The 18612-nt window shown below is 70.3% G+C and carries 11 protein-coding genes and 1 tRNA gene; 6 read left to right on the forward strand and 6 right to left on the reverse strand.

Going from position 1 to position 18612, the window contains the following annotated elements; all coding sequences use genetic code 11:
• Window positions 1-31: 31 nt before the first annotated feature.
• Together DFQ15_RS08290 and DFQ15_RS08295 are read left to right on the forward strand one after the other, a co-directional pair.
• Window positions 32-1039 carry a class 1 fructose-bisphosphatase gene (locus tag DFQ15_RS08290; protein WP_110465527.1) on the forward strand — a complete coding sequence of 336 codons (1008 nt, stop codon included), beginning with the start codon at window positions 32-34 and terminating at the stop codon, window positions 1037-1039.
• A gap of 12 nt (window positions 1040-1051) precedes the next feature.
• Window positions 1052-1127 (forward strand) — tRNA-Thr (locus DFQ15_RS08295).
• A gap of 91 nt (window positions 1128-1218) precedes the next feature.
• On the opposite strand, the gene DFQ15_RS17080 is transcribed toward DFQ15_RS08295, so the two are convergent.
• From DFQ15_RS17080 to DFQ15_RS08325, 6 genes are all read right to left on the reverse strand, one after another.
• Window positions 1219-1617, reverse strand: a complete 399-nt coding sequence (locus DFQ15_RS17080) for a hypothetical protein (protein WP_146228688.1) — start codon at window positions 1615-1617, stop codon at window positions 1219-1221.
• Between the two features lie 114 nt (window positions 1618-1731).
• Window positions 1732-2076 carry a hypothetical protein gene (locus tag DFQ15_RS08305; RefSeq protein WP_110465529.1) on the reverse strand — a complete coding sequence of 115 codons (345 nt, stop codon included), beginning with the start codon at window positions 2074-2076 and terminating at the stop codon, window positions 1732-1734.
• 262 nt (window positions 2077-2338) lie between these two features.
• Window positions 2339-5656, reverse strand: a complete 3318-nt coding sequence (locus DFQ15_RS08310; RefSeq protein ID WP_110465530.1) for a bifunctional diguanylate cyclase/phosphodiesterase — start codon at window positions 5654-5656, stop codon at window positions 2339-2341.
• Between the two features lie 10 nt (window positions 5657-5666).
• Window positions 5667-6632, reverse strand: coding sequence for an alpha-E domain-containing protein (locus DFQ15_RS08315; RefSeq protein ID WP_110465531.1), 966 nt, complete (start codon window positions 6630-6632; stop codon window positions 5667-5669).
• A gap of 1 nt (window position 6633) precedes the next feature.
• Window positions 6634-8079, reverse strand: coding sequence for a circularly permuted type 2 ATP-grasp protein (locus tag DFQ15_RS08320; RefSeq protein WP_110465532.1), 1446 nt, complete (start codon window positions 8077-8079; stop codon window positions 6634-6636).
• A 111-nt stretch (window positions 8080-8190) separates the two neighbouring features.
• A complete protein-coding gene (locus DFQ15_RS08325; protein ID WP_233504351.1) occupies window positions 8191-10683 on the reverse strand; it encodes a DNA internalization-related competence protein ComEC/Rec2 in 2493 nt (830 codons plus the stop codon).
• Window positions 10684-10869: 186 nt separating this feature from the next.
• On the opposite strand from DFQ15_RS08325, the gene DFQ15_RS08330 reads away from it, so the two are divergent.
• The 4 genes from DFQ15_RS08330 (at window position 10870) to DFQ15_RS08345 (ending at window position 18472) form a co-directional block, all read left to right on the forward strand.
• Complete coding sequence (locus tag DFQ15_RS08330; RefSeq protein ID WP_110465534.1) at window positions 10870-14298, forward strand: transglutaminase family protein; 3429 nt, start codon at window positions 10870-10872, stop codon at window positions 14296-14298.
• A 181-nt stretch (window positions 14299-14479) separates the two neighbouring features.
• On the forward strand, window positions 14480-17014 hold the full coding sequence (locus DFQ15_RS08335) for a circularly permuted type 2 ATP-grasp protein (protein WP_110465592.1): 2535 nt from the start codon (window positions 14480-14482) through the stop codon (window positions 17012-17014).
• 15 nt (window positions 17015-17029) lie between these two features.
• On the forward strand, window positions 17030-17926 hold the full coding sequence (locus tag DFQ15_RS08340) for a transglutaminase family protein (protein ID WP_110465535.1): 897 nt from the start codon (window positions 17030-17032) through the stop codon (window positions 17924-17926).
• A gap of 90 nt (window positions 17927-18016) precedes the next feature.
• A complete protein-coding gene (locus DFQ15_RS08345; RefSeq protein WP_110465536.1) occupies window positions 18017-18472 on the forward strand; it encodes a RidA family protein in 456 nt (151 codons plus the stop codon).
• Window positions 18473-18612: the final 140 nt, after the last annotated feature.

Genomic DNA, 18612 nt, shown 5'->3' on the forward strand with positions numbered 1-18612 from the left:
ACCGCATTCACCGAGAAGACAAGGAGGCCCCATGGCCCAGAGAATCAGCCTGACCCGCTACCTGGTCGAGAAACAACGCACCGACGGCCACATTCCGGCGCAGCTGCGACTGCTGCTGGAAGTGGTGGCCCGCGCCTGCAAGGGCATCAGCCAGGCCGTCAGCAAGGGCGCGCTCGGCGACGTGCTGGGCACCGCCGGCAGCGAGAACGTGCAAGGCGAGGTGCAGAAGAAGCTCGACATCATCAGCAACGAGGTGCTGATCGAGGCCAACGAGTGGGGCGGCCATCTGGCCGCGATGGCCAGCGAGGAGATGGACAGCATCCACCTGATCCCCAGCCGCTACCCGCAGGGCGAATACCTGCTGCTGTTCGACCCGCTCGACGGCTCCAGCAACATCGACGTGAACGTCAGCATCGGCACCATCTTCAGCGTGCTGAAGAAGCCCGACGACCATCCGGGCGTGCAGGAATCCGACTTCCTGCAGCCCGGCACCCGGCAGGTCGCCGCCGGCTACTGCCTCTACGGACCGCAGACCACGCTGGTGCTGACGCTGGGCAACGGAGTCGCGATGTTCACGCTCGACCGCGAGCAGGGCTCCTTCGTGCTGACGCAGGAAGACGTGCGCATTCCCGCCGACACCAAGGAATTCGCGATCAACATGAGCAACATGCGGCACTGGGACGCGCCGGTGAAGCGCTACATAGACGAATGCCTGCAGGGCAAGGAAGGCCCGCGCGAGAAGGACTTCAACATGCGCTGGATCGCCAGCATGGTCTCGGACGTGCACCGCATCCTCACCCGCGGCGGCATCTTCCTGTATCCCTGGGACAAGCGCGAGCCCGACAAGCCCGGCAAGCTGCGCCTGATGTACGAGGCCAACCCGATGTCGTGGCTGGTCGAGCAGGCCGGCGGCGCCGCCACCGACGGCCGCGAGCGCATCCTGGACATCCAGCCGACCAAGTTGCACCAGCGCGTCGCGGTGATGCTCGGATCGAAAAATGAGGTCGAACGCGTCACGTCCTACCACCGCACGCTATAATCGCGGGCTTCAGCCGGTGTAGCTCAGTCGGTAGAGCAGCTCATTCGTAATGAGAAGGTCGGGTGTTCGATTCATCTCTCCGGCACCACATAAAAAAATCCCGCTGCCTCTCGGCAGCGGGATTTTTTCGTTATAGGCCACCGACCGGGGCCGACTGCCCCGGCCGGCGGCGACCCCGGTCAGCGTGTGCCGGTGCCGGTGCCTGTCGTGGAGCCATCCATCGAACCGGAGCCCGTGGTGCCCGAACTGCTCGGCGTGGTGCGGTGGCTGCCGGCCGGGGCATGTTTCGACATGCCGCCCGGAGCCATCTTGTCGGCGCGGGTGGTACCCATCGTCGAATCGGCGGGGTTGGTACCGCTCGGCGTGGTGGCGGCACCGGGCGCAGTACTCGAAACGGCCGGGCTGCTCATCGCACCTGCGCCGGTGGCACTGCCGGTGCTGCCCGAACCGCCTGCACCGCCGCCGCCTGCACCGCCGGCTCCACCAGCACCGCCCGCGCCTTGCGCGAAGGCAGTCGGGATGCCGGCACCGAATGCGGCCATGGCGACGGCGCAGGCGATCTTGTTGCGGAATTTCATGTGTATCTCCAAAAGGGTGGGGGCAAAACGCCCAGGTCACTCAACTTAATGCCCATCTGCGCGGAGCGTGCCCGCCCATGTCGTCCAGCCGGGTAGGACGACGCCTGCGCTGCGTCAGCGGGTGCCGGCCGTACCGCCCGAATCGCCCTTCGGCTTCGGGGACGGAGCGCCGGCATCGGACGCGTCGTGGCGGCGGCCTCCGGTGCCGAAGGGCGCACGGCCCAGGTCGCCTTCGCGCTTGGGCGCAGCCGCCTTGCGCGGCCTGCCGTCGTGGCCGGCACCGGCGTGCGGGGTGCCCCCGGCGACGGCTGCGGGATGGTCGTGCGCGGACGGCGCCGTCGCGCCCTGCGGGCTGCCGTCGCCGGACGTGCCCTGTGCGGCGGCGCCGGCTGCGAGGAACACCAGGGTCGTCACGGCGACATGCGCTGCGCGGATGCGGATCGTCGGCAGATGGATCATCGTGTCTCCGTCGAGGAATGAATTCCGACTGTGGCACGGCTCGGCATCGAGCGGGTGTTCCCAGGCACGAAACCGGGTGCGGCCAGGGTAAGCACCGACAGGGGCATTACCGATACGACCCGCAATGTGCGGATGGCGACGCACGCCAACGACACGCACTGCCAGCACCCTCCTGCCGCCCGCGGACCGACACTCGACGCTCGACGCTCGACGCTCGACGCTCGACGCTCGACGCTCGACGCTCGACGCTCGACCGGAGAATCTACCCCGGCGAATGCGGATCGTTGTCGTCGATCAGGTCGCGCGCGGCGTAGTGCGCCTTGAGCCACTCCTCCAGCTGCGGGACCGCCATCGGGCGGGCGAAATGGAAGCCCTGCAGTTCGTCGCAGCCCAGCACCTTGAGACGCTGCGCGGCCGCGGCCGACTCGACGCCCTCGGCCACCACGCCCAGGCCCAGGTTATGGCCCAGCGCGATGATGGCGCGCACGATGGCCAGGTCGGTGGCGTCGGACAGCAGGTCCTGTACGAAGGATTTGTCGATTTTCAGCTTGTCGATAGGGAAGCGTTTGAGGTAGGCCAGGCTCGAGTAGCCGGTGCCGAAATCGTCGATCGAAAAGCGCAGGCCCAGCGCCCGCAGCGACGAGAGCGCGGCACCCGAGGCATCGGCGTTCTCCATCAGCTGCGTCTCGGTGATCTCCAGCTCCAGCAGCCGCGGCTCAATGCCGGTGCGAGCGAAGAATTCGCGCAAAAACTCCAGCACGTCCGGATCGCCCAGCTGCACGGTGGAGATGTTGACCGACAGCGCGATCGGCTCGCGCCCCGAGCGTCCCCAGCTCTCCAGCTGGGTGCAGGCCTGCCGCAGCGCCCAGAGGCCGAAGGGGCGGATCAACCCGGTCTCTTCGGCCACCGGAATGAAAACCGCGGGCGACACGCTGCCCAGAACGGGATGACGCCAGCGCATCAGCGCCTCCATCCCCACCACCTGCAGCGTGATCGCATCGACCCGCGGCTGGTAGTGCAGACTCAGCTCGTCGTGCTCCAGCGCGACGCGCAGGTACTGCTCGATGGTGCGTCGCTCGCGTGCCAGCAGGTCCAGCTCCGAAGAGAAGAAACGCACCTGGTCGCGGCCGGCGGCCTTGGCCTCGTACATCGCCGCATCGGCCCGGCGCATCAGCTCGTCGAGGTTGGAGCCGTCCTCGGGGTACACCGCGATGCCGATGCTGCACGACACCCGCAGCTCGTTGCCGTCGCCGTCGTGCGGCGCGCGGATCAGCGGGATCAGCCGCTGCTCGACGATGTCGCGGATCTCCTGCACCGTGTCGACGTTGCGTAGCACCACCACGAACTCGTCGCCGCCGAGCCGGCTGACCGTGTCGTCGCCGCGCACCGCCTGGGCCAACCGGCTGGCGACCGAACGCAGCAGCGCGTCGCCGACATGGTGGCCGAGGGTGTCGTTGACCACCTTGAAGCGGTCGAGGTCGATGAACAGCACCGCCACCCGTTCGCCTGCCACCTCGGCACCGGCCAGGGCATCGGCCAGCCGGGTGAGGCAGAGCGCGCGATTGGGAAGCTCGGTGAGCACGTCGTGCTCGGCCAGGAAGCGCACCCGCGCCTCGGTGCGCTTGCGCTCGGTGATGTCGACCGATATGCCGATGTAGTGCGATATCGGGCCCAGCTGCGCGTTATCGCGCACCGCCGACACGATCAGCCAGGCCGGATAGCTCTCGTTGCCCATGCGGCGGAAGGCGACCTCGCCCTGCCATGCGCCCCGCTCGGCCAGTATCTCGGCCATGCGGCCCACCGCCGCGCCCTGCTGGGGTTCCTCCAGCAGAGTGGAGAAGGTCTGGCCGATGACCTCGTAGGCATCGTACGAGGTGCTGCGGCAGAAGGCTTTGTTGACGCTCAGCACCCGCTGGTGCTCGTCCATGATCACGATGCTTTCGGACGAGGCCTCGAACACCTTGGCCCAGAGTTCCAGCCGGCGCTCCATCTGCTTCTGGATGTTGATCGGCGTAATCGAGGTGAGCACCGCGTCCTGGCCCTGGAACTGCAGCCGGCGCGCCGAGAGCAGCGCCCACGACACCTCGTCACCGTCACGCCAGCACACTTCGAACTCGTCCACCGCGCCCCGGTCTGCCAGTTGCTGGAAGAATCTGGCGCGCACCGCCGGCTCCAGGCTTCGGCCCCACGGGTCTTCCACCATGCCGCCGAGCCATTGCACAGCCGGTGTATTGGCATGCAGCACCGTGTGCCGCGGCACCGAGGTGACGACCATCGCGATCGGCGTCGCCTCGACGATCTCCTGCTGGGCGTGGGCCGCGCGCTCGCGCAGCGCCAGCTCCTGCTGCGTCTCCCGCTCCCGGTCCAGTTGCGCCAGCATGCCGTTGAAGGCCTCTACCAGCTGGCCGATCTCGTCGCGGCTGTTCCAGACGGCGCGGTGGCGGTAATCACCGGTGCGGCGCACCTCGTCGGCCACCCGTGCCAGATGCCGCAGCGGCCGGGCGATCTGCTGCGCGACGGCGTAGACCAGCGTCAGGATGCAGCCGAGCAGCAGCAGTGCCGTACCCAGATGCAGCCACATGCGGGTGAAGAGCGCATGAACCCGCGCATCGAGCATCCGGTCGAGCTCGACGGCGGCGCGCGACCAGGCCTTGTTCAGTTCCTGGAGGGTATCGGCCTGGGCCTGCTGCAGCAAGCCGATGTCGCCGGCCGACGGGCCGTCGGCCATGCGCTGCACCACCGCCAGGAAACGACCCAGGCTCGCGCCGACACCGACCTGCCCCGGCTCCAGGGCGGACCGCAGCGCGGGCGAACCGGCGGCGAACGCCTGCAGGTAGTCGGAGCGGATGCCGAGGCTGGTCGCGTCGATCCGGCCGGCGAGGATCAACAGCTCGGCCCGCCGCTCGCCGCGCTGCATCGACCCGAGCCCCGGCCCGTCCAGTGCCCGCATCGTGTCGTTCACCACGTCGATCAGTTCGGGAAAGCGCAGCACGACCAGCGACATCGCGTAGTAGCTGTCGAGATCCGGGTCCAGGATCAGGTTGGACTGGTTGCCGACAGTGGTGAGCAGCTCGCGCGAGGCCCGCACCAATTCGCGCAGCTCCGACGCGTGCGGCGGCGCACTGTCGTCTTTCGACCGCATCTGTCGGACCTTGTCCCAGGCCTGCATGAACGAAGCGCTCGCCTCGGCCGACCGCAGGGCCGGATCGTGCCGCACCCGCAGGTATTCGAGCCGCTGCCGTGCCTCGGCCGGCGGCACCGCCTGCGGATCGCGCGAAGGCAGGAACGGGATCAGCAGCATGTCGCGCACCGCGGCGCTGTAGACGCTGCCCACGCTTTCCTTGCGGGTGAAGTCGATCGCGAGGAACTTCTCGTGGATCAGGATGCCCGAGACGAAGATCACCGCGCTCAGGTCGAGCAGGTAGATCAGCGTCAGCTTCTTGCCGACCGAAAGGCGGCGCAGCCAACGCGTCAGTACGTGCAGGACCGCAAGCTTGGTGCCGGGGTGTGCGGATACGCCGGACGCTGGACTGGAAATTTGGGTGCTCCTGGATAGACGCGTGCCGCCGTGTTCCTGCATGCCGCGCCGCTCAAGCGGTCGTCGGCACCAGGAATTCTCGGCTGATGTGTGCACCCAGTTCGTTCACGCGGTCCAGGAACTGGGTCAGAAAGGCGTGCAGGCCGGTCGCCAGGATTTCGTCGATCTGGCCGAACTGCAGGTCGGCGCGCAACTTGCCCGCCTTACGCTGGCTCACGCTCACCGAGCCGGGATCGTTCACCACGAAACCCAGGTTGGCGACCACCTCGTTCAGGCTGGAGTGCAGCGAGCGCGGCATGTCGGCCCGCAGGATCAGCAGGTCGGCGACGCGCTCCGGGCGGATCACGTCGCGGTAGACGCGGCGGTAGATCTCGAAGCCCGAGACGCTGCGCAGGATCGCGCTCCAATGGTAGAAGTCGTACTCCTGGCCGCGCTCGCTGGCCGAGCCGTAGAAGTCGTTCTGGATGGCGTGGAACTTGGTGTCGACCAGGCGGGCGGTGTTGTCGGCCCGTTCCAGGAAGGTGCCGATGCGCATGAAGTGCAGGGCCTCGTCCATCAGCATGGTGCCGACCGTCACACCGCGCGAGAGGTGCGAGCGGAACTTGACCCATTCGAAGAACTGGGCCGGGTCGCGCTCGAACTCGCCCTTGCGCAGCATGCGGTTGACCTCCAGCCAGGTCTGGTTCTGGGTTTCCCAGGCCTCGGTGGTCAGCGTGCCGCGCACCGCTCGGGCGTTCTCGCGGGCCGCCTTGAGGCAGGAGACGATCGAGGACGGATTGGCCTCGTCCTTCACCATGAACTCCATCACCTCGCGGGCGGTGATGGTGCCGTGCAGAGCGGTGTAGTGCGGCAGCAGCTCGCTGATGGTGAGCAAACCCTCCCAGCCGGTCGCCGCGGCTTCGGCGGATTGAGGCAACAAGGCGGTCTGGTAGTTCACATCCAGCATGCGGGCGGTGTTCTCGGCCCGCTCCGTGTAGCGGGACATCCAGAACAAATGGTCGGCGGTGCGGCTCAGCATGTCAAACTTCCAGAATCCAGGTGTCCTTGGTGCCACCACCCTGGGACGAATTGACGACCAGCGAGCCTTCCTTCAGCGCCACGCGCGTCAGCCCGCCCGGCACCATCTGCACGTCCTTGCCCGACAGCACGAACGGCCGCAGGTCGATATGGCGCGGCGCGATGCCGCTCTCGACGAAGGTCGGGCAGCTCGACAGGCTCAGCGTGGGCTGGGCGATGTAGCCGTCGGGCCGGGCGATCAGGGCGCGGCGGAAATCCTCGATCTCGGCCTGGGTCGACGCGGGGCCGACCAGCATGCCGTAGCCGCCGGCGCCGTGCACTTCCTTGATGACCAGGTCCTTCATGTTGTCCAGCACGTAGGCCAGGTCGTCCGGGTTGCGGCACATCCGGGTGGGGACGTTCTTGAGGATCGGCTGCTCGCCCAGGTAGAACTCGATCATCTTGGGCACGTAGGGGTAGATCGACTTGTCGTCGGCCACGCCGGTGCCCACCGCATTGCAGATCGCCACGTTGCCGGCGCGGTAGGCCCGCAGCAGCCCGGCACAGCCGAGCGTCGAGCCGGGGCGGAACGCCAGCGGGTCGAGGAAGTCGTCGTCCACCCGGCGGTAGATAACGTCGACCCGCTTCGGGCCGCGGGTGGTGCGCATCCAGACGAAGTCGTCCTTCACGAACAGGTCCTGGCCCTCGACCAGTTCGACGCCCATCTGCTGCGCGAGGAAGGCGTGCTCGAAGTAGGCGCTGTTGTACATGCCGGGCGTGAGCACCACCACCGTCGGCTGCGCGGTGGCCGGCGGGGCCGAGGCGCGCAGGGTTTCCAGCAGCAGATCGGGATAGTGCGCGACCGGGGCCACGCGATGGCGGCTGAACAGGTCGGGGAACAGCCGCATCATCATCTTGCGGTCTTCGAGCATGTAGCTCACGCCGCTGGGCACGCGGAGGTTGTCTTCCAGCACGTAGTACTCGCCGTTGCCCTGGGCATCGGGCGCCCGCACGATGTCGATGCCGGCGATGTGCGAGTAGATGTGGTTGGGTACGTCGACGCCCATCATCTCGGGGCGGAACTGCGCGTTCTGAAGGATCTGCTCGGCCGGGATCACACCGGCGCGGATGATCTCCTGGTCGTGGTAGACATCGTGCAGGAAGCGGTTGAGCGCGGTGACGCGCTGCACCAGGCCCCGCTCCATCGTCGCCCACTCGTGCGCCGGGATGATCCGCGGGATCAGGTCGAACGGGATCAGGCGCTCGGTTCCGGAGCCATCCTCGTCCTTGGCGCCGTAGACGGCGAAGGTAATGCCCACTCTCCGAAAGATCATCTCCGCCTCTTCGCGGCGGACCCGCATGGCATCGACCGATTGGCCGTCGAGCCACTCACCGTACGTGCGGTAGTGGTCTCGCACGTTGCCGGTCTCGGGCGGCAACGCGGTGTACATCTCGTCGAATAGCTGCATAAAGGGGCGATCTCCTGTGGGTGAGGATAGCAATTTCCACGCCCCGTTACGGTGGACCCGGCGGAAGATTTAGCGTCGGATAAAGCCGCGTGCCGCAGCGCCGGGATTGTGTCAGGGCGATGAATTCGCCTGCGGCGCGTGCTGCCAGTAGTGTGGCGCACGCCGGCGCTCGCATTTCATCCGGCCCGGCACGGCACTGTCCCACCGCGCGGCGCCGCAATCCGCGCTGGCGACGACCGGCACTCCGCGGGCGGCATAGCGGGCCATCACATCGGGTGCCGGATGGCCGAAGCGGTTGTGGTAGCCGGCCTGCACGATCGCCCAGCGCGGCGCGACCGCGTCGATGAAAGCGGCGGTGGAAGAGGTGCGGCTGCCGTGGTGCGGCACCAGCAGCACGTCGGCCGGGAGCGGTGCGCCGGCACTGCGCAGCGCGTCCTCCTGCGCCGCCTCGATGTCGCCCACCAGCAGCGCGGTGGCGGAACCGGTCGAGACGCGCAGCACGCAGCTGAGCGCGTTGCTCTTCGCCGAGCCGATGTAGCCGGCCGCCGCGGGATGCAGGAATTCGAAGCGCACGCCGTCCCAGTCCCAGTGCTGGCCCGCGGTGCAGCGGTCTACCGGGCGCAGCGCCCGCAGCGGATGGCCGACCTCGATCGAACTGCGCAGCGTGGCCTGCGGCTGCCGGGCCAGGACCGCCGCAGCGCCGCCGGCGTGGTCGGTGTCGCGGTGGCTGACGACCACCGTGTCGAGCCGCTCGCCCAGCGCCTGCAGCAGCGGCACCCGGTGGCCGGCATCGCTGTCGGCCGAGTAGCGCGGGCCGGTGTCGTAGAGCAGGCTGTGCCCGGCGGTGCGGACCAGTACCGCGTTGCCCTGGCCGATGTCGGCGGCCAGCAGTTCGAACTGGCCCGGCGCCGGGCGCGGCGGCTGCCAGAACAGGGCCGGCAGCAGCGGTGCCAGGCCCAGCAGCCGCAGCGGCACCGGCAGCCGCATGCAGAGCACCACGCCGCCCAGCACCGCGGCCGCGGCGGCCCACGCCGGTGCCGCCGGCCGGGCCACGGTGGCCCACGGCCAGGCGGCCATCGTCGCCAGCACGCCGCCCATCGCCTGCACCGCCCAGGCCGCCGCGTCCCACAGCACCGGCAGCACCACCCCGCCCATCGCCAGCGGCGTGACCAGCAGCGTCATCCACGGGATCGCCCCCAAGTTGGCGACCAGGCCGACGGCCGAGGCCTGGCCGAAAAGCAGCAGGGTCAGCGGCGTCAGCGCCAGCGTCACCACCGCCTGCTCCCGCAGCAGCCGGCCGGCCCAGCGGCCGACATTCGAATGAAAAGTGCCCGCAGCCGGCGCGATACGCCGACCACCCGCTATAGGATCTGTAGCAAACAAAACGCCGACCGCCACGAAGCTCAGCCAGAAGCCCGCCTGCAGCAGCGCCCACGGATCGAGCGCCACCACCGCCGCGCAGGCCGCCAACCACACCTGCGGCCACGGCCAGCGGCGGCCCGACAGCCGCAGCAGCGCCACCACCGCCAGCATGCAGACGGTGCGCTGGGCCGGCAGGCCGCCGCCGCTGAAGAGCGCGTAGCCTGCAGCCAATGCCACGCCGCCCAGCAGCGCCGCATGCTGGGCCGGCACCGCGCGGCAGAGCCTGCCCGACCGGCGCCACAGCCGCCCGATCACCGCGGCCGCCAGCCAGGCGAACATGGTCACGTGCAGGCCCGAGATCGACACCAGGTGGGCGACGCCGGTCGCGCGGAACACATCCCAGTCGGCCCGGTCGATGGCGCGCTGGTCGCCGGTCACCAGGGCCGCCACCACCCCGGCGGCCCGGCGGCGGGCATCGGCCGCTTCGGGCGCGGCACCGCCGGGCGGCGCCAGCCGGGCGTAGATCGCGTCGCGCACCGCCTGCCGGGCCCGCTCGACCGGGTGGTGCCAGGTCGGCCCGATCAGCCGGGGCCGCGGGGCGGAGGCGGCGACCCGCACCGCGCCGGTGGCCTGCACGCCCTGCTCCCAGGCCCACAGCTCGTAGTCGAAGCCGTGCGGGTTGCGGGTGCCGTGCGGCGCCTTCAGCCGCACCGTCCACTGCCAGCGGTCGCCTGCCCGCACGTCGGGCAGCGATGCCTGCACCGCCAGCGGATCGGCACCGGCGAAGGCGCCGGCCCCGTACCAGCCCAGGTCGATCGACGGCGGCACGACGACCGGCGCGCCGTCGAGCATTGCCGTGTCGGGGGCGAACCGCAGGCGCAGGCCGGCCTCGGCGCGCTGGGGCATCGCGACGACGGTGCCGGTCATCGCCAGGTCGCGGCCCTCGAGGGCCGGGTCCAGCGCGTCGGCGGCGAACCACGAGGCCCGCAACCCGGTAGCACCCCAGCCCGCCGCCAGCGTGGCCAGCAGCAGCACGATGCCGCTGGCCCGGAACCCGCCGAACGAGAGCCGCGCCCGCCGCGTACCGCGCAGCAGCAGGACCAGGAGGCCGGCGACCGCCACCGCCGCGTACACGGCGACGGGCGACAGCGCCGATTGCAGCAACTGCAGCCCGGTGCCGCCGATGGCCCCGGCCAGGGCCCAGGCCATATCGGGTCGCTCCGCCGCGGCGGGGCGGGGCATGGGAGGAGCGGCGTGGACGGTCGGCACGGCGGGCATCGGAGGGCGGGGGGGCGAAAACGCAGGGTCGGGGAACCGGCGGCGTCGCCGTCGTAAGCGGTAACGGCGACGGGCTTGTCTCTTGCTAGTATGGTCTGCCCGTTGTCCGCCAGGCCGCGCCCGACCCCGCCTGCCCCCGAAAGCTCCCGCATGTCCATCCACGCCGCCCTGCACCACGTCACGCACTACCGCTACGACCGCCCGATCCTGCTCGGGCCGCAAGTGGTGCGGCTGCGGCCGGCGCCCCACTGCCGCAGCAACGTCATTTCGTACTCGCTGCGGGTGGAGCCGGCCCACCATTTCGAGAACTGGCAGCAGGACCCGTTCGCCAACTACCTCGCCCGGCTGGTGGTGCCCGACCGGACCGCCGAATTCAAGGTGACGGTCGACCTCGTCGTCGAGATGGCGGTCTACAACCCCTTCGATTTCTTCCTGGAGCCCGAGGCGGAAGAGTTCCCCTTCGCCTACCGGCCGCAGCAGCTGCAGGAGCTGGCGCCCTACCTGGCGGTGGAAGCACCGGAGCCGCTGCTGGCCGCCTACCTGCAGAAGATCGACCGCACCGCCAGGCCGACGATCAACTTCCTGGTCGGCATCAACCAGCAGGTGCAGGGCGACGTGCGCTACCTGATCCGCATGGAGCCCGGCGTGCAGACGCCCGAGGAAACGCTGGCCCTGGCCTGCGGTTCCTGCCGCGACTCGACCTGGCTGCTGGTCAACCTGCTGCGCCACTGCGGGCTGGCGGCGCGCTTCGTCTCCGGCTACCTGATCCAGCTGGCGCCCGACGTGAAGGCGCTCGACGGCCCGAGCGGCACCGAGGTCGATTTCACCGACCTGCACGCCTGGTGCGAGGTCTACCTGCCCGGCGCCGGCTGGATCGGGCTCGACCCGACCTCCGGCCTGCTGGCGGGCGAAGGCCACATCCCGCTGGCCGCCACGCCCACCCCCAACAGCGCCGCGCCGATCGAAGGCACGCTGATGGAGCGGGCCGAGGTCGCGTTCAGCCACGAGATGCGCGTCACCCGCATCCACGAATCGTCCCGCGTCACCCACCCCTACACCGACAGCCAGTGGCGGAAGGTGCTGGCCCTGGGCGCCGCGGTCGATGCCGAGCTGGTCGCCGGCGACGTGCGCCTGACGATGGGCGGCGAGCCGACCTTCGTCGCCACCGAGAACCGCGACGCCGCCGAATGGAACACCGCCGCCCTCGGTCCCACCAAGCGCGGCTGCGCGGTGGCGCTGGTCGAACGCCTGCGGGCCGAGTACGCGCCCCGGGGCTTCCTGCACGTGGGCCAGGGCAAGTGGTACCCCGGCGAGCAGCTGCCGCGCTGGGCGATGGGCATCTACTGGCGCACCGACGGCAAGCCCGTCTGGGACAACCAGGCCCTGCTGGCCGACGAGCGCTCGCCCACCCACTACACCACCGCCGACGCGGAGCGCTTCGTGCGCCGACTGGCCGCCGAGCTGGGCGTGGCCGACAGCTTCGTCGAGCCGGGCTACGAGGACACGCTCTACTACCTCTGGCGCGAGCGCAAGCTGCCGGTCAACGTCGACGTGTTCGATTCGAAGCTGGGCGACGTGCAGGAGCGGGCCCGGCTGCGCCGCAGCTTCGACCGCGGCCTGGACGCGGTCACCGGCTACCTGCTGCCGCTGCAGGCCGCGCCGCGCGGCGATTCGCCCCTGCCCGAGGCCGGCACGCCGCCGGTGCCCTCTTCGCTCGACTCCGCCTGGGCCACCGGCCCCTGGTTCCTGCGCGACGACCGGCTGCACCTGATCCCGGGCGATTCGCCGATGGGCTACCGCCTGCCGCTCGATTCGCTGCCGTGGATGCGCGACGAGGACATCCCCTACCTGATCGAGCTGGACCCGACCGCGCCGCGCAACCCGCTGGCCGACAAGCCGCGGAAGACGCCGCTGGCCGCGCTCGCCGCGCCGGTGGCGATCGCCGCGAAGCCAGAGCGCTTCGAAGCCGCCAAGTGGAACAGCCGCACCGCGCTGTGCGTCGAGGTGCGCGACCCGGCGCTGGCCAACGGCCCCGAGGCCGAGATCGAGGCGCTGAAGAAGGCTGCCGCCGAGGGCCGCAAGACCGGCCTGCTGTATGTATTCATGCCGCCGACCGCCTACCTGGAAGACTACCTGTCGCTGGTGGCCGCGGTGGAGCGCACCGCCCAGGGCCTGGGCGTGCAGGTGGTCCTGGAAGGCTATCCGCCGCCGCGCGATCCGCGCCTGCAGCTGCTGCAGGTCACCCCCGATCCGGGCGTGATCGAGGTCAACGTCCAGCCCGCCCGCAACTGGGACGAGCTGGTGCACAGCACCGAGTTCCTGTACGAGGCCGCCTTCCGGTCGCGGCTGTCGGCCGAGAAGTTCATGACCGACGGCCGCCACACCGGCACCGGCGGCGGCAACCACTTCGTGATGGGCGGCGCCACGCCCGACGACAGCCCGTTCCTGCGCAAGCCCGAGCTGCTGGCCAGCCTGGTGCACTACTGGCACAACCACCCGTCGCTCAGCTACGTGTTCAGCGGCATGTTCATCGGCCCGACCAGCCAGGCGCCGCGGGTGGACGAGGCCCGCAACGACCAGGTCTACGAGCTGGAGATCGCGCTGCGGCAGATCGCCCAGGCGCGCGAAGAACATGGTGAGTCGATGCCGCCGTGGATGGTCGACCGCACCCTGCGCAACATCCTGATCGACATCACCGGCAACACCCACCGGGCCGAGTTCTGCATCGACAAGCTGTACTCGCCGGATTCCTCCACCGGCCGTCTGGGCCTGCTGGAGCTGCGCGCCTTCGAAATGCCGCCGCATCCCCGGATGAGCATCGTGCAGCAGCTGCTGCTGCGCGCCCTGGTCGCCCGCTTCTGGAAGAAGCCGTACAAGGCACCGGTCGCCCGCTGGGGCACCACGCTGCACGACCGCTTCATGCTGCCGCGCTACCTGCAGGAAGACTTCGAGGACGTGATCGGCGAGATGGTCGAGGCCGGCTATGCGTTCGACGCCGGCTGGTTCGCGCCGCACTTCGAGTTCCGCTTCCCCCGGGTCGGCAGCGTGCAGGCGATGGGGGTCGAGCTGTCGCTTCGCGCCGCGCTGGAGCCGTGGCACGTCATGGGCGAGGAGACCGCAGGCGGCGGCACGGTGCGCTTCGTCGATTCGTCGATCGAGCGGCTGGAGGTCAAGGTCAACGGCGTCGATGCCGCGCGCCATGCGGTCACCGTCAACGGCCGGCCCCTGCCGCTGCACTCCACCGGCGTCGAGGGCGAGTTCGTCGCCGGCGTGCGCTTCAAGGCCTGGAACCCGTATTCGGCCCTGCACCCGACCATCGGCGTGCATGCGCCGCTGACCTTCGACATCGTCGACACCTCGAGCGGCCGGGCCCTCGGCGGCTGCCGCTACCACGTGGCGCATCCGGGCGGCCGCAACTACACCAGCCTGCCGGTCAATGCCTACGAGGCCGAGAGCCGGCGCCTGGCACGCTTCTTCCAGACCGGGCACACGCCGGGCGAGATCGAACTGCCCGAAGCGCCGATCAGCGGCACCGCCGCGAGCCGCGAGTTCCCGCACACGCTGGACCTGCGCCGCTGATGCCCCGCCGCGGCGCCGCCGGCCTGCCCCCAGGCGCGGCCGGCGGCCCGCGGCGGCCTTTCGTCGTCAATTAGCTACGGGTTGTGCATCCCGCAGTGGGACAATCCGCCGCTCCGTGAACGATCCCCGCCCTGCCCTTTTCCCCGACCCCGAAGACCTGTCCGACGCGTCGCTCGACCGCATGGCCGAGCTACTGGCCGCGCCGGCGGCCGCCGGCCATTTCGACGAGCTGCGCGGCAAGGTGGGCGCGGGCGAAGGCCTTGCGCCGCACTGGCGGCAGTTCTTCGCGCGGCTCGGCCCCGGCGGCTTCCACGACCTGCAGCGGCGCATGGCCAGCCTGCGCCGCCAGCTGCACGACAACGGCGTCACCTACAACGTCTACGCCGACACCGACGCCGGCCTGCAGCGGCCCTGGGCGCTCGACCTGTTCCCCCTGGTGCTGCCGCCGGCCGCCTGGCAGCAGATCGAGACCGGCGTGCTGCAGCGGGTGCGGGTGCTCGACCGGGTGCTGGCCGACGTCTACGGCCCGCAGAAACTGCTGGCCAGCGGCCTGCTACCGGCCGCGCTGGTCCACGGCCACCCCGGCTACCTGCGCGAGATGCACGGCACCGTGCCGGTGGGCGGCACCTTCCTGCACATCGCCGCCTTCGACCTGGCCCGCGGTCCCGACGGCCACTGGTGGGTGGTCTCGCAGCGCACCCAGGCGCCCTCCGGCCTGGGCTACCTGCTGGAGAACCGGCTGGCCATCTCGCGCCAGTTTCCGGAAGCCTTCGAGGCGCTGCAGGTGCAGCGGCTGGCCGCGACCTACGGCGCCTTGGTCGAGGGCCTGAAGCAGATGAGCCCGGCCGGCCCCGACGCGCTGATCGCGCTGCTGACGCCCGGTCCCTACAACGAAACCTACTTCGAGCACGCCTACCTGGCCCGCTACCTGGGCCTGACCCTGGTAGAGGGCAGCGACCTGACGGTGCGCGACGAATGCGTCTACCTCAAGACGCTGCAGGGCCTGAAACGGGTGCACGGCCTGCTCAAGCGGATGGACGACGAATTCCTCGACCCGCTGGAACTGCGGTCGGATTCCACCCTGGGTGTCTCCGGACTGCTGCAGGCGGTGCGGGCCGGCAACGTGCTGGTCGCCAACGCGCCCGGCTCGGCCTTCCTGGAGTCGCCCGCGCTGCTGGGCTTCCTGCCGGCGCTGGCGCGTCACCTGCTGGGCGAGGAACTGGCGCTGCCGGCCCTGCCCACCTGGTGGTGCGGCGAGCGGACGGCGATGGAGTACGTGCTGCCGCAGATGGCCGACTGCGTGATCAAGCCGACCTACGCCGGCTCGACCTACCACGAAGGCTTCGACGCGGTTCTGGGCGATACGCTGTCGCAGCACGGCCGCGACGAATGGACCCGCCGCATCCTGCGCCGCGGAGAAGAGCACACCCTGCAGTCGCAGTTGCCGCTGTCGCAGATGCCCACCTGGCGGCAGGCCCCGCTGTCGGACCTGGGCCGGATCGCACCCAGCTCGGTGATGCTGCGGGTGTTCGCGGTGACCGACGGCCCGGGCAGCTGGCGGGTGTTGCCGGGCGGCATGGCCCGGGTGGCCGGCCCGGGCGCGGCCACCGGCATCGCCTCGATGCAGCGCGGCGGCAGCAGCGCCGACGTCTGGGTGCTCGCCCCCGGCGCGGTCGATCCCACCACGCTGCTGCCGTCCACGCTGTCGGCCACGGCGTTCGCCCAGCGCCGCCATCTGGTCACCAGCCGCGCGGCCGAGGGCCTGTTCTGGCTGGGCCGCTACACCGAGCGGGCCGAGAACACGGTGCGCCTGGCGCGACTGGCGCTGCAGTCGCTCAACGGCGACGACCAGTCCTCGGTGCCGCTGCTGTCGTGGATTTCGGCGGTGGTCGAGGACAACGGCCTGGTGCTGCCGACGGTGCCCGCCGCCACTCAGGCGCGCCGTGTCTTCGAGCGGGCGCTGATCGACGGCCTGGGCCATCTCGAGCGCGGCAGCGTCGGCTTCAACCTGCGGGCGCTGCGCCTGGCCGCGGCCGGCGTGCGCGAGCGCCTGTCGCAGGAGCACTGGGCGACCATCGTGCGGGCCGAGGACGAGTTCCTGCGCCGCAGCGCCGAGTTCGCGGCAGAAGACAAGTACCAGACCTCCGACGCGCTGCGGCTGCTGGAATCGGCCAGCAGCCACCTGGCCGCGATCACCGGCGGCCAGACCGATCGGATGACGCGCGACGACGGCTGGAGGCTGCTCTCGGTCGGCCGGCACATCGAGCGGCTGGCCTTCCACGCCCAGGCGCTCGGCATGGGCTTCCAGACCGGCGCGGTACTCGACGGCGCCGGCTTCGAGGGCGTGCTGGCCCTCTTCGACAGCACCATCACCTTCCACGCCCAGTACCAGCAGACCCGCGACGTGGCCGCCCTGCTCGACCTGCTGGTGACCGACCGCGACAACCCCCGCTCGCTCGGCTGGGTGGCGCAGACGCTGCGTGGCCGGCTGGCCCGGCTGGCCGGGAGCCGGCCGGGCGAGCTGTCGTTCGGGATCCCCGATCCGGCCGAGTGGAGCCTGTCTGAGCTGTGCCCGGTGTCGTACGAGGGCGCGATGCCCGCCTCCCTCGACACGCTGCTGCGCAACTGCGCCGAGGCCTCCTTCGCCTTGTCGGACGCGATCGGGGCGCTGTATTTCACCCATTCCACCAACACCCGCACCAGCTTCGGCGTCTGAGCCCCCGCCCTCGCGATGAAACTCCACGTCGTCCACGACACGCACTACGCGTACACGCCGGCCGTCGAGACGGCTCAGCACATCGTGCACCTGAAGCCGCGCGACACGCCGTCGCAGCGCCTGCTGCGGCACGCGCTGGTGGTCACGCCGGCGGAAGCACACCGCGGCGAGCGGATCGACGTCTACGGCAACACCCGCACCTTCTTCGCGCTGCAGTCGGCCCATGAGGAGCTGCGGGTGGTGGCCGACAGCGTGGTGCTCACCGCGGTGCCGGCGCCCGCGCCGCTCGGCCCCGGCGCCAGCCCGGCCTGGGAGGCGGTGCGCGAGCAGTTCCGCTTCCGGGCCGGCGGCGGGTGGGACGCGGCGACCGAGTTCGTCTTCGCCTCCGAGTACGTGCCGCGGCACGACGACTTCGTCGCCTATGCGCGGCCCAGCTGCCCGCCGGGCCGCACAGTGCTGGACGCGGCGCACGACCTGATGCGCCGCATCCACGCCGAATTCCGCTACGAGAGCGACGCCACCGAGGTCGACACGCCGACGCTGCAGGCCCTGGCACTGCGGCGTGGCGTCTGCCAGGACTTCGCCCACATCATGGTCGCCTGCATGCGCTCGATCGGCATCCCGGCCCGCTACGTGAGCGGCTACCTGCTCACCACCCCGCCGCCGGGCCGGCCCCGGCTGGTGGGCAGCGACGCCTCCCACGCGTGGGTGGAGGTCTATGCGCCGGCGCCGGGCGGCGGCCCCGGCGCCTGGTACGGTTTCGACCCGACCAACGACCGGGCGCCTGGCGAGGACTACATCGTGCTGGCCGTCGGCCGCGATTTCGGCGACGTGTCGCCGATGCGCGGCCTGCTGTTCGGCGGCGGCGAGCACCATCTGGAGGTCGGTGTGACGGTGGAGCCGGTCGCCTGACCGCCCGCCCGTCGTTTTGCTACACAATTCATAGCATATGGCCGGCGTCCGACGCCGGCTGCAGCCCTGTTTTACTTGAAAGGAGTATCCATGAGCGTTTACGACACCCTGCGCGAACTCGACATCGCCCTGCCCCCGGTGGCGGTGCCGGCCGCGGCCTACGTACCCTTCGTGCGCGCCGGCAACCTGGTCTTCCTGTCGGGCCATATCGCCCGCAAGAACGGCAAGCCGTGGGTCGGCCGGCTGGGCGCCGACCTGAGCACCGCCGACGGCAATGCCGCCGCCCGCGCGATCGGGGTCGATCTGCTCGGCACGCTGCAGGCGGCCGTCGGCGACCTCGACCAGATCACCCGCGTCGTGAAGCTGCTCTGCCTCGTCAACTCGGTGCCCACCTACACCGAGCAGCATCTGGTCGCCAACGGTGCCAGCGAGCTGTTCGCCAAGGTCTTCGGCGACAAGGGCGCCCATGCCCGAAGCGCTTTCGGCGTGTCGCAGATCCCGATGGGCGCCTGCGTAGAAATCGAACTGATCGCCGAAATCCGCTGAAAACCGCCCCGCGATGCGCCCGTCGGGCGCACCGCTCCGCGGCCACCCTGCGCACCGGCCGAATACCCCCGGAGACGCAATGTTTCATGAAATGCGACGAATTCGTATTTATACTCGGCCGATTGTTCCACAGCACGCCA

The organism is Xylophilus ampelinus (genome assembly GCF_003217575.1).
Classification (GTDB): Bacteria; Pseudomonadota; Gammaproteobacteria; order Burkholderiales; family Burkholderiaceae_C; genus Xylophilus; species Xylophilus ampelinus.

Coding starts and splice junctions, on each gene's coding strand:
- DFQ15_RS08315 (WP_110465531.1), bottom strand. CDS start 6,632: ATGCTGAGCCGCACCGCCGACCATTTGTTCTGGATGTCCCGCTACACG.
- DFQ15_RS08330 (WP_110465534.1), top strand. CDS start 10,870: ATGTCCATCCACGCCGCCCTGCACCACGTCACGCACTACCGCTACGAC.
- DFQ15_RS08290 (WP_110465527.1), top strand. CDS start 32: ATGGCCCAGAGAATCAGCCTGACCCGCTACCTGGTCGAGAAACAACGC.
- DFQ15_RS08340 (WP_110465535.1), top strand. CDS start 17,030: ATGAAACTCCACGTCGTCCACGACACGCACTACGCGTACACGCCGGCC.
- DFQ15_RS08320 (WP_110465532.1), bottom strand. CDS start 8,079: ATGCAGCTATTCGACGAGATGTACACCGCGTTGCCGCCCGAGACCGGC.
- DFQ15_RS08305 (WP_110465529.1), bottom strand. CDS start 2,076: ATGATCCATCTGCCGACGATCCGCATCCGCGCAGCGCATGTCGCCGTG.
- DFQ15_RS17080 (WP_146228688.1), bottom strand. CDS start 1,617: ATGAAATTCCGCAACAAGATCGCCTGCGCCGTCGCCATGGCCGCATTC.
- DFQ15_RS08345 (WP_110465536.1), top strand. CDS start 18,017: ATGAGCGTTTACGACACCCTGCGCGAACTCGACATCGCCCTGCCCCCG.
- DFQ15_RS08310 (WP_110465530.1), bottom strand. CDS start 5,656: ATGCAGGAACACGGCGGCACGCGTCTATCCAGGAGCACCCAAATTTCC.
- DFQ15_RS08335 (WP_110465592.1), top strand. CDS start 14,480: ATGGCCGAGCTACTGGCCGCGCCGGCGGCCGCCGGCCATTTCGACGAG.
- DFQ15_RS08325 (WP_233504351.1), bottom strand. CDS start 10,683: ATGCCCCGCCCCGCCGCGGCGGAGCGACCCGATATGGCCTGGGCCCTG.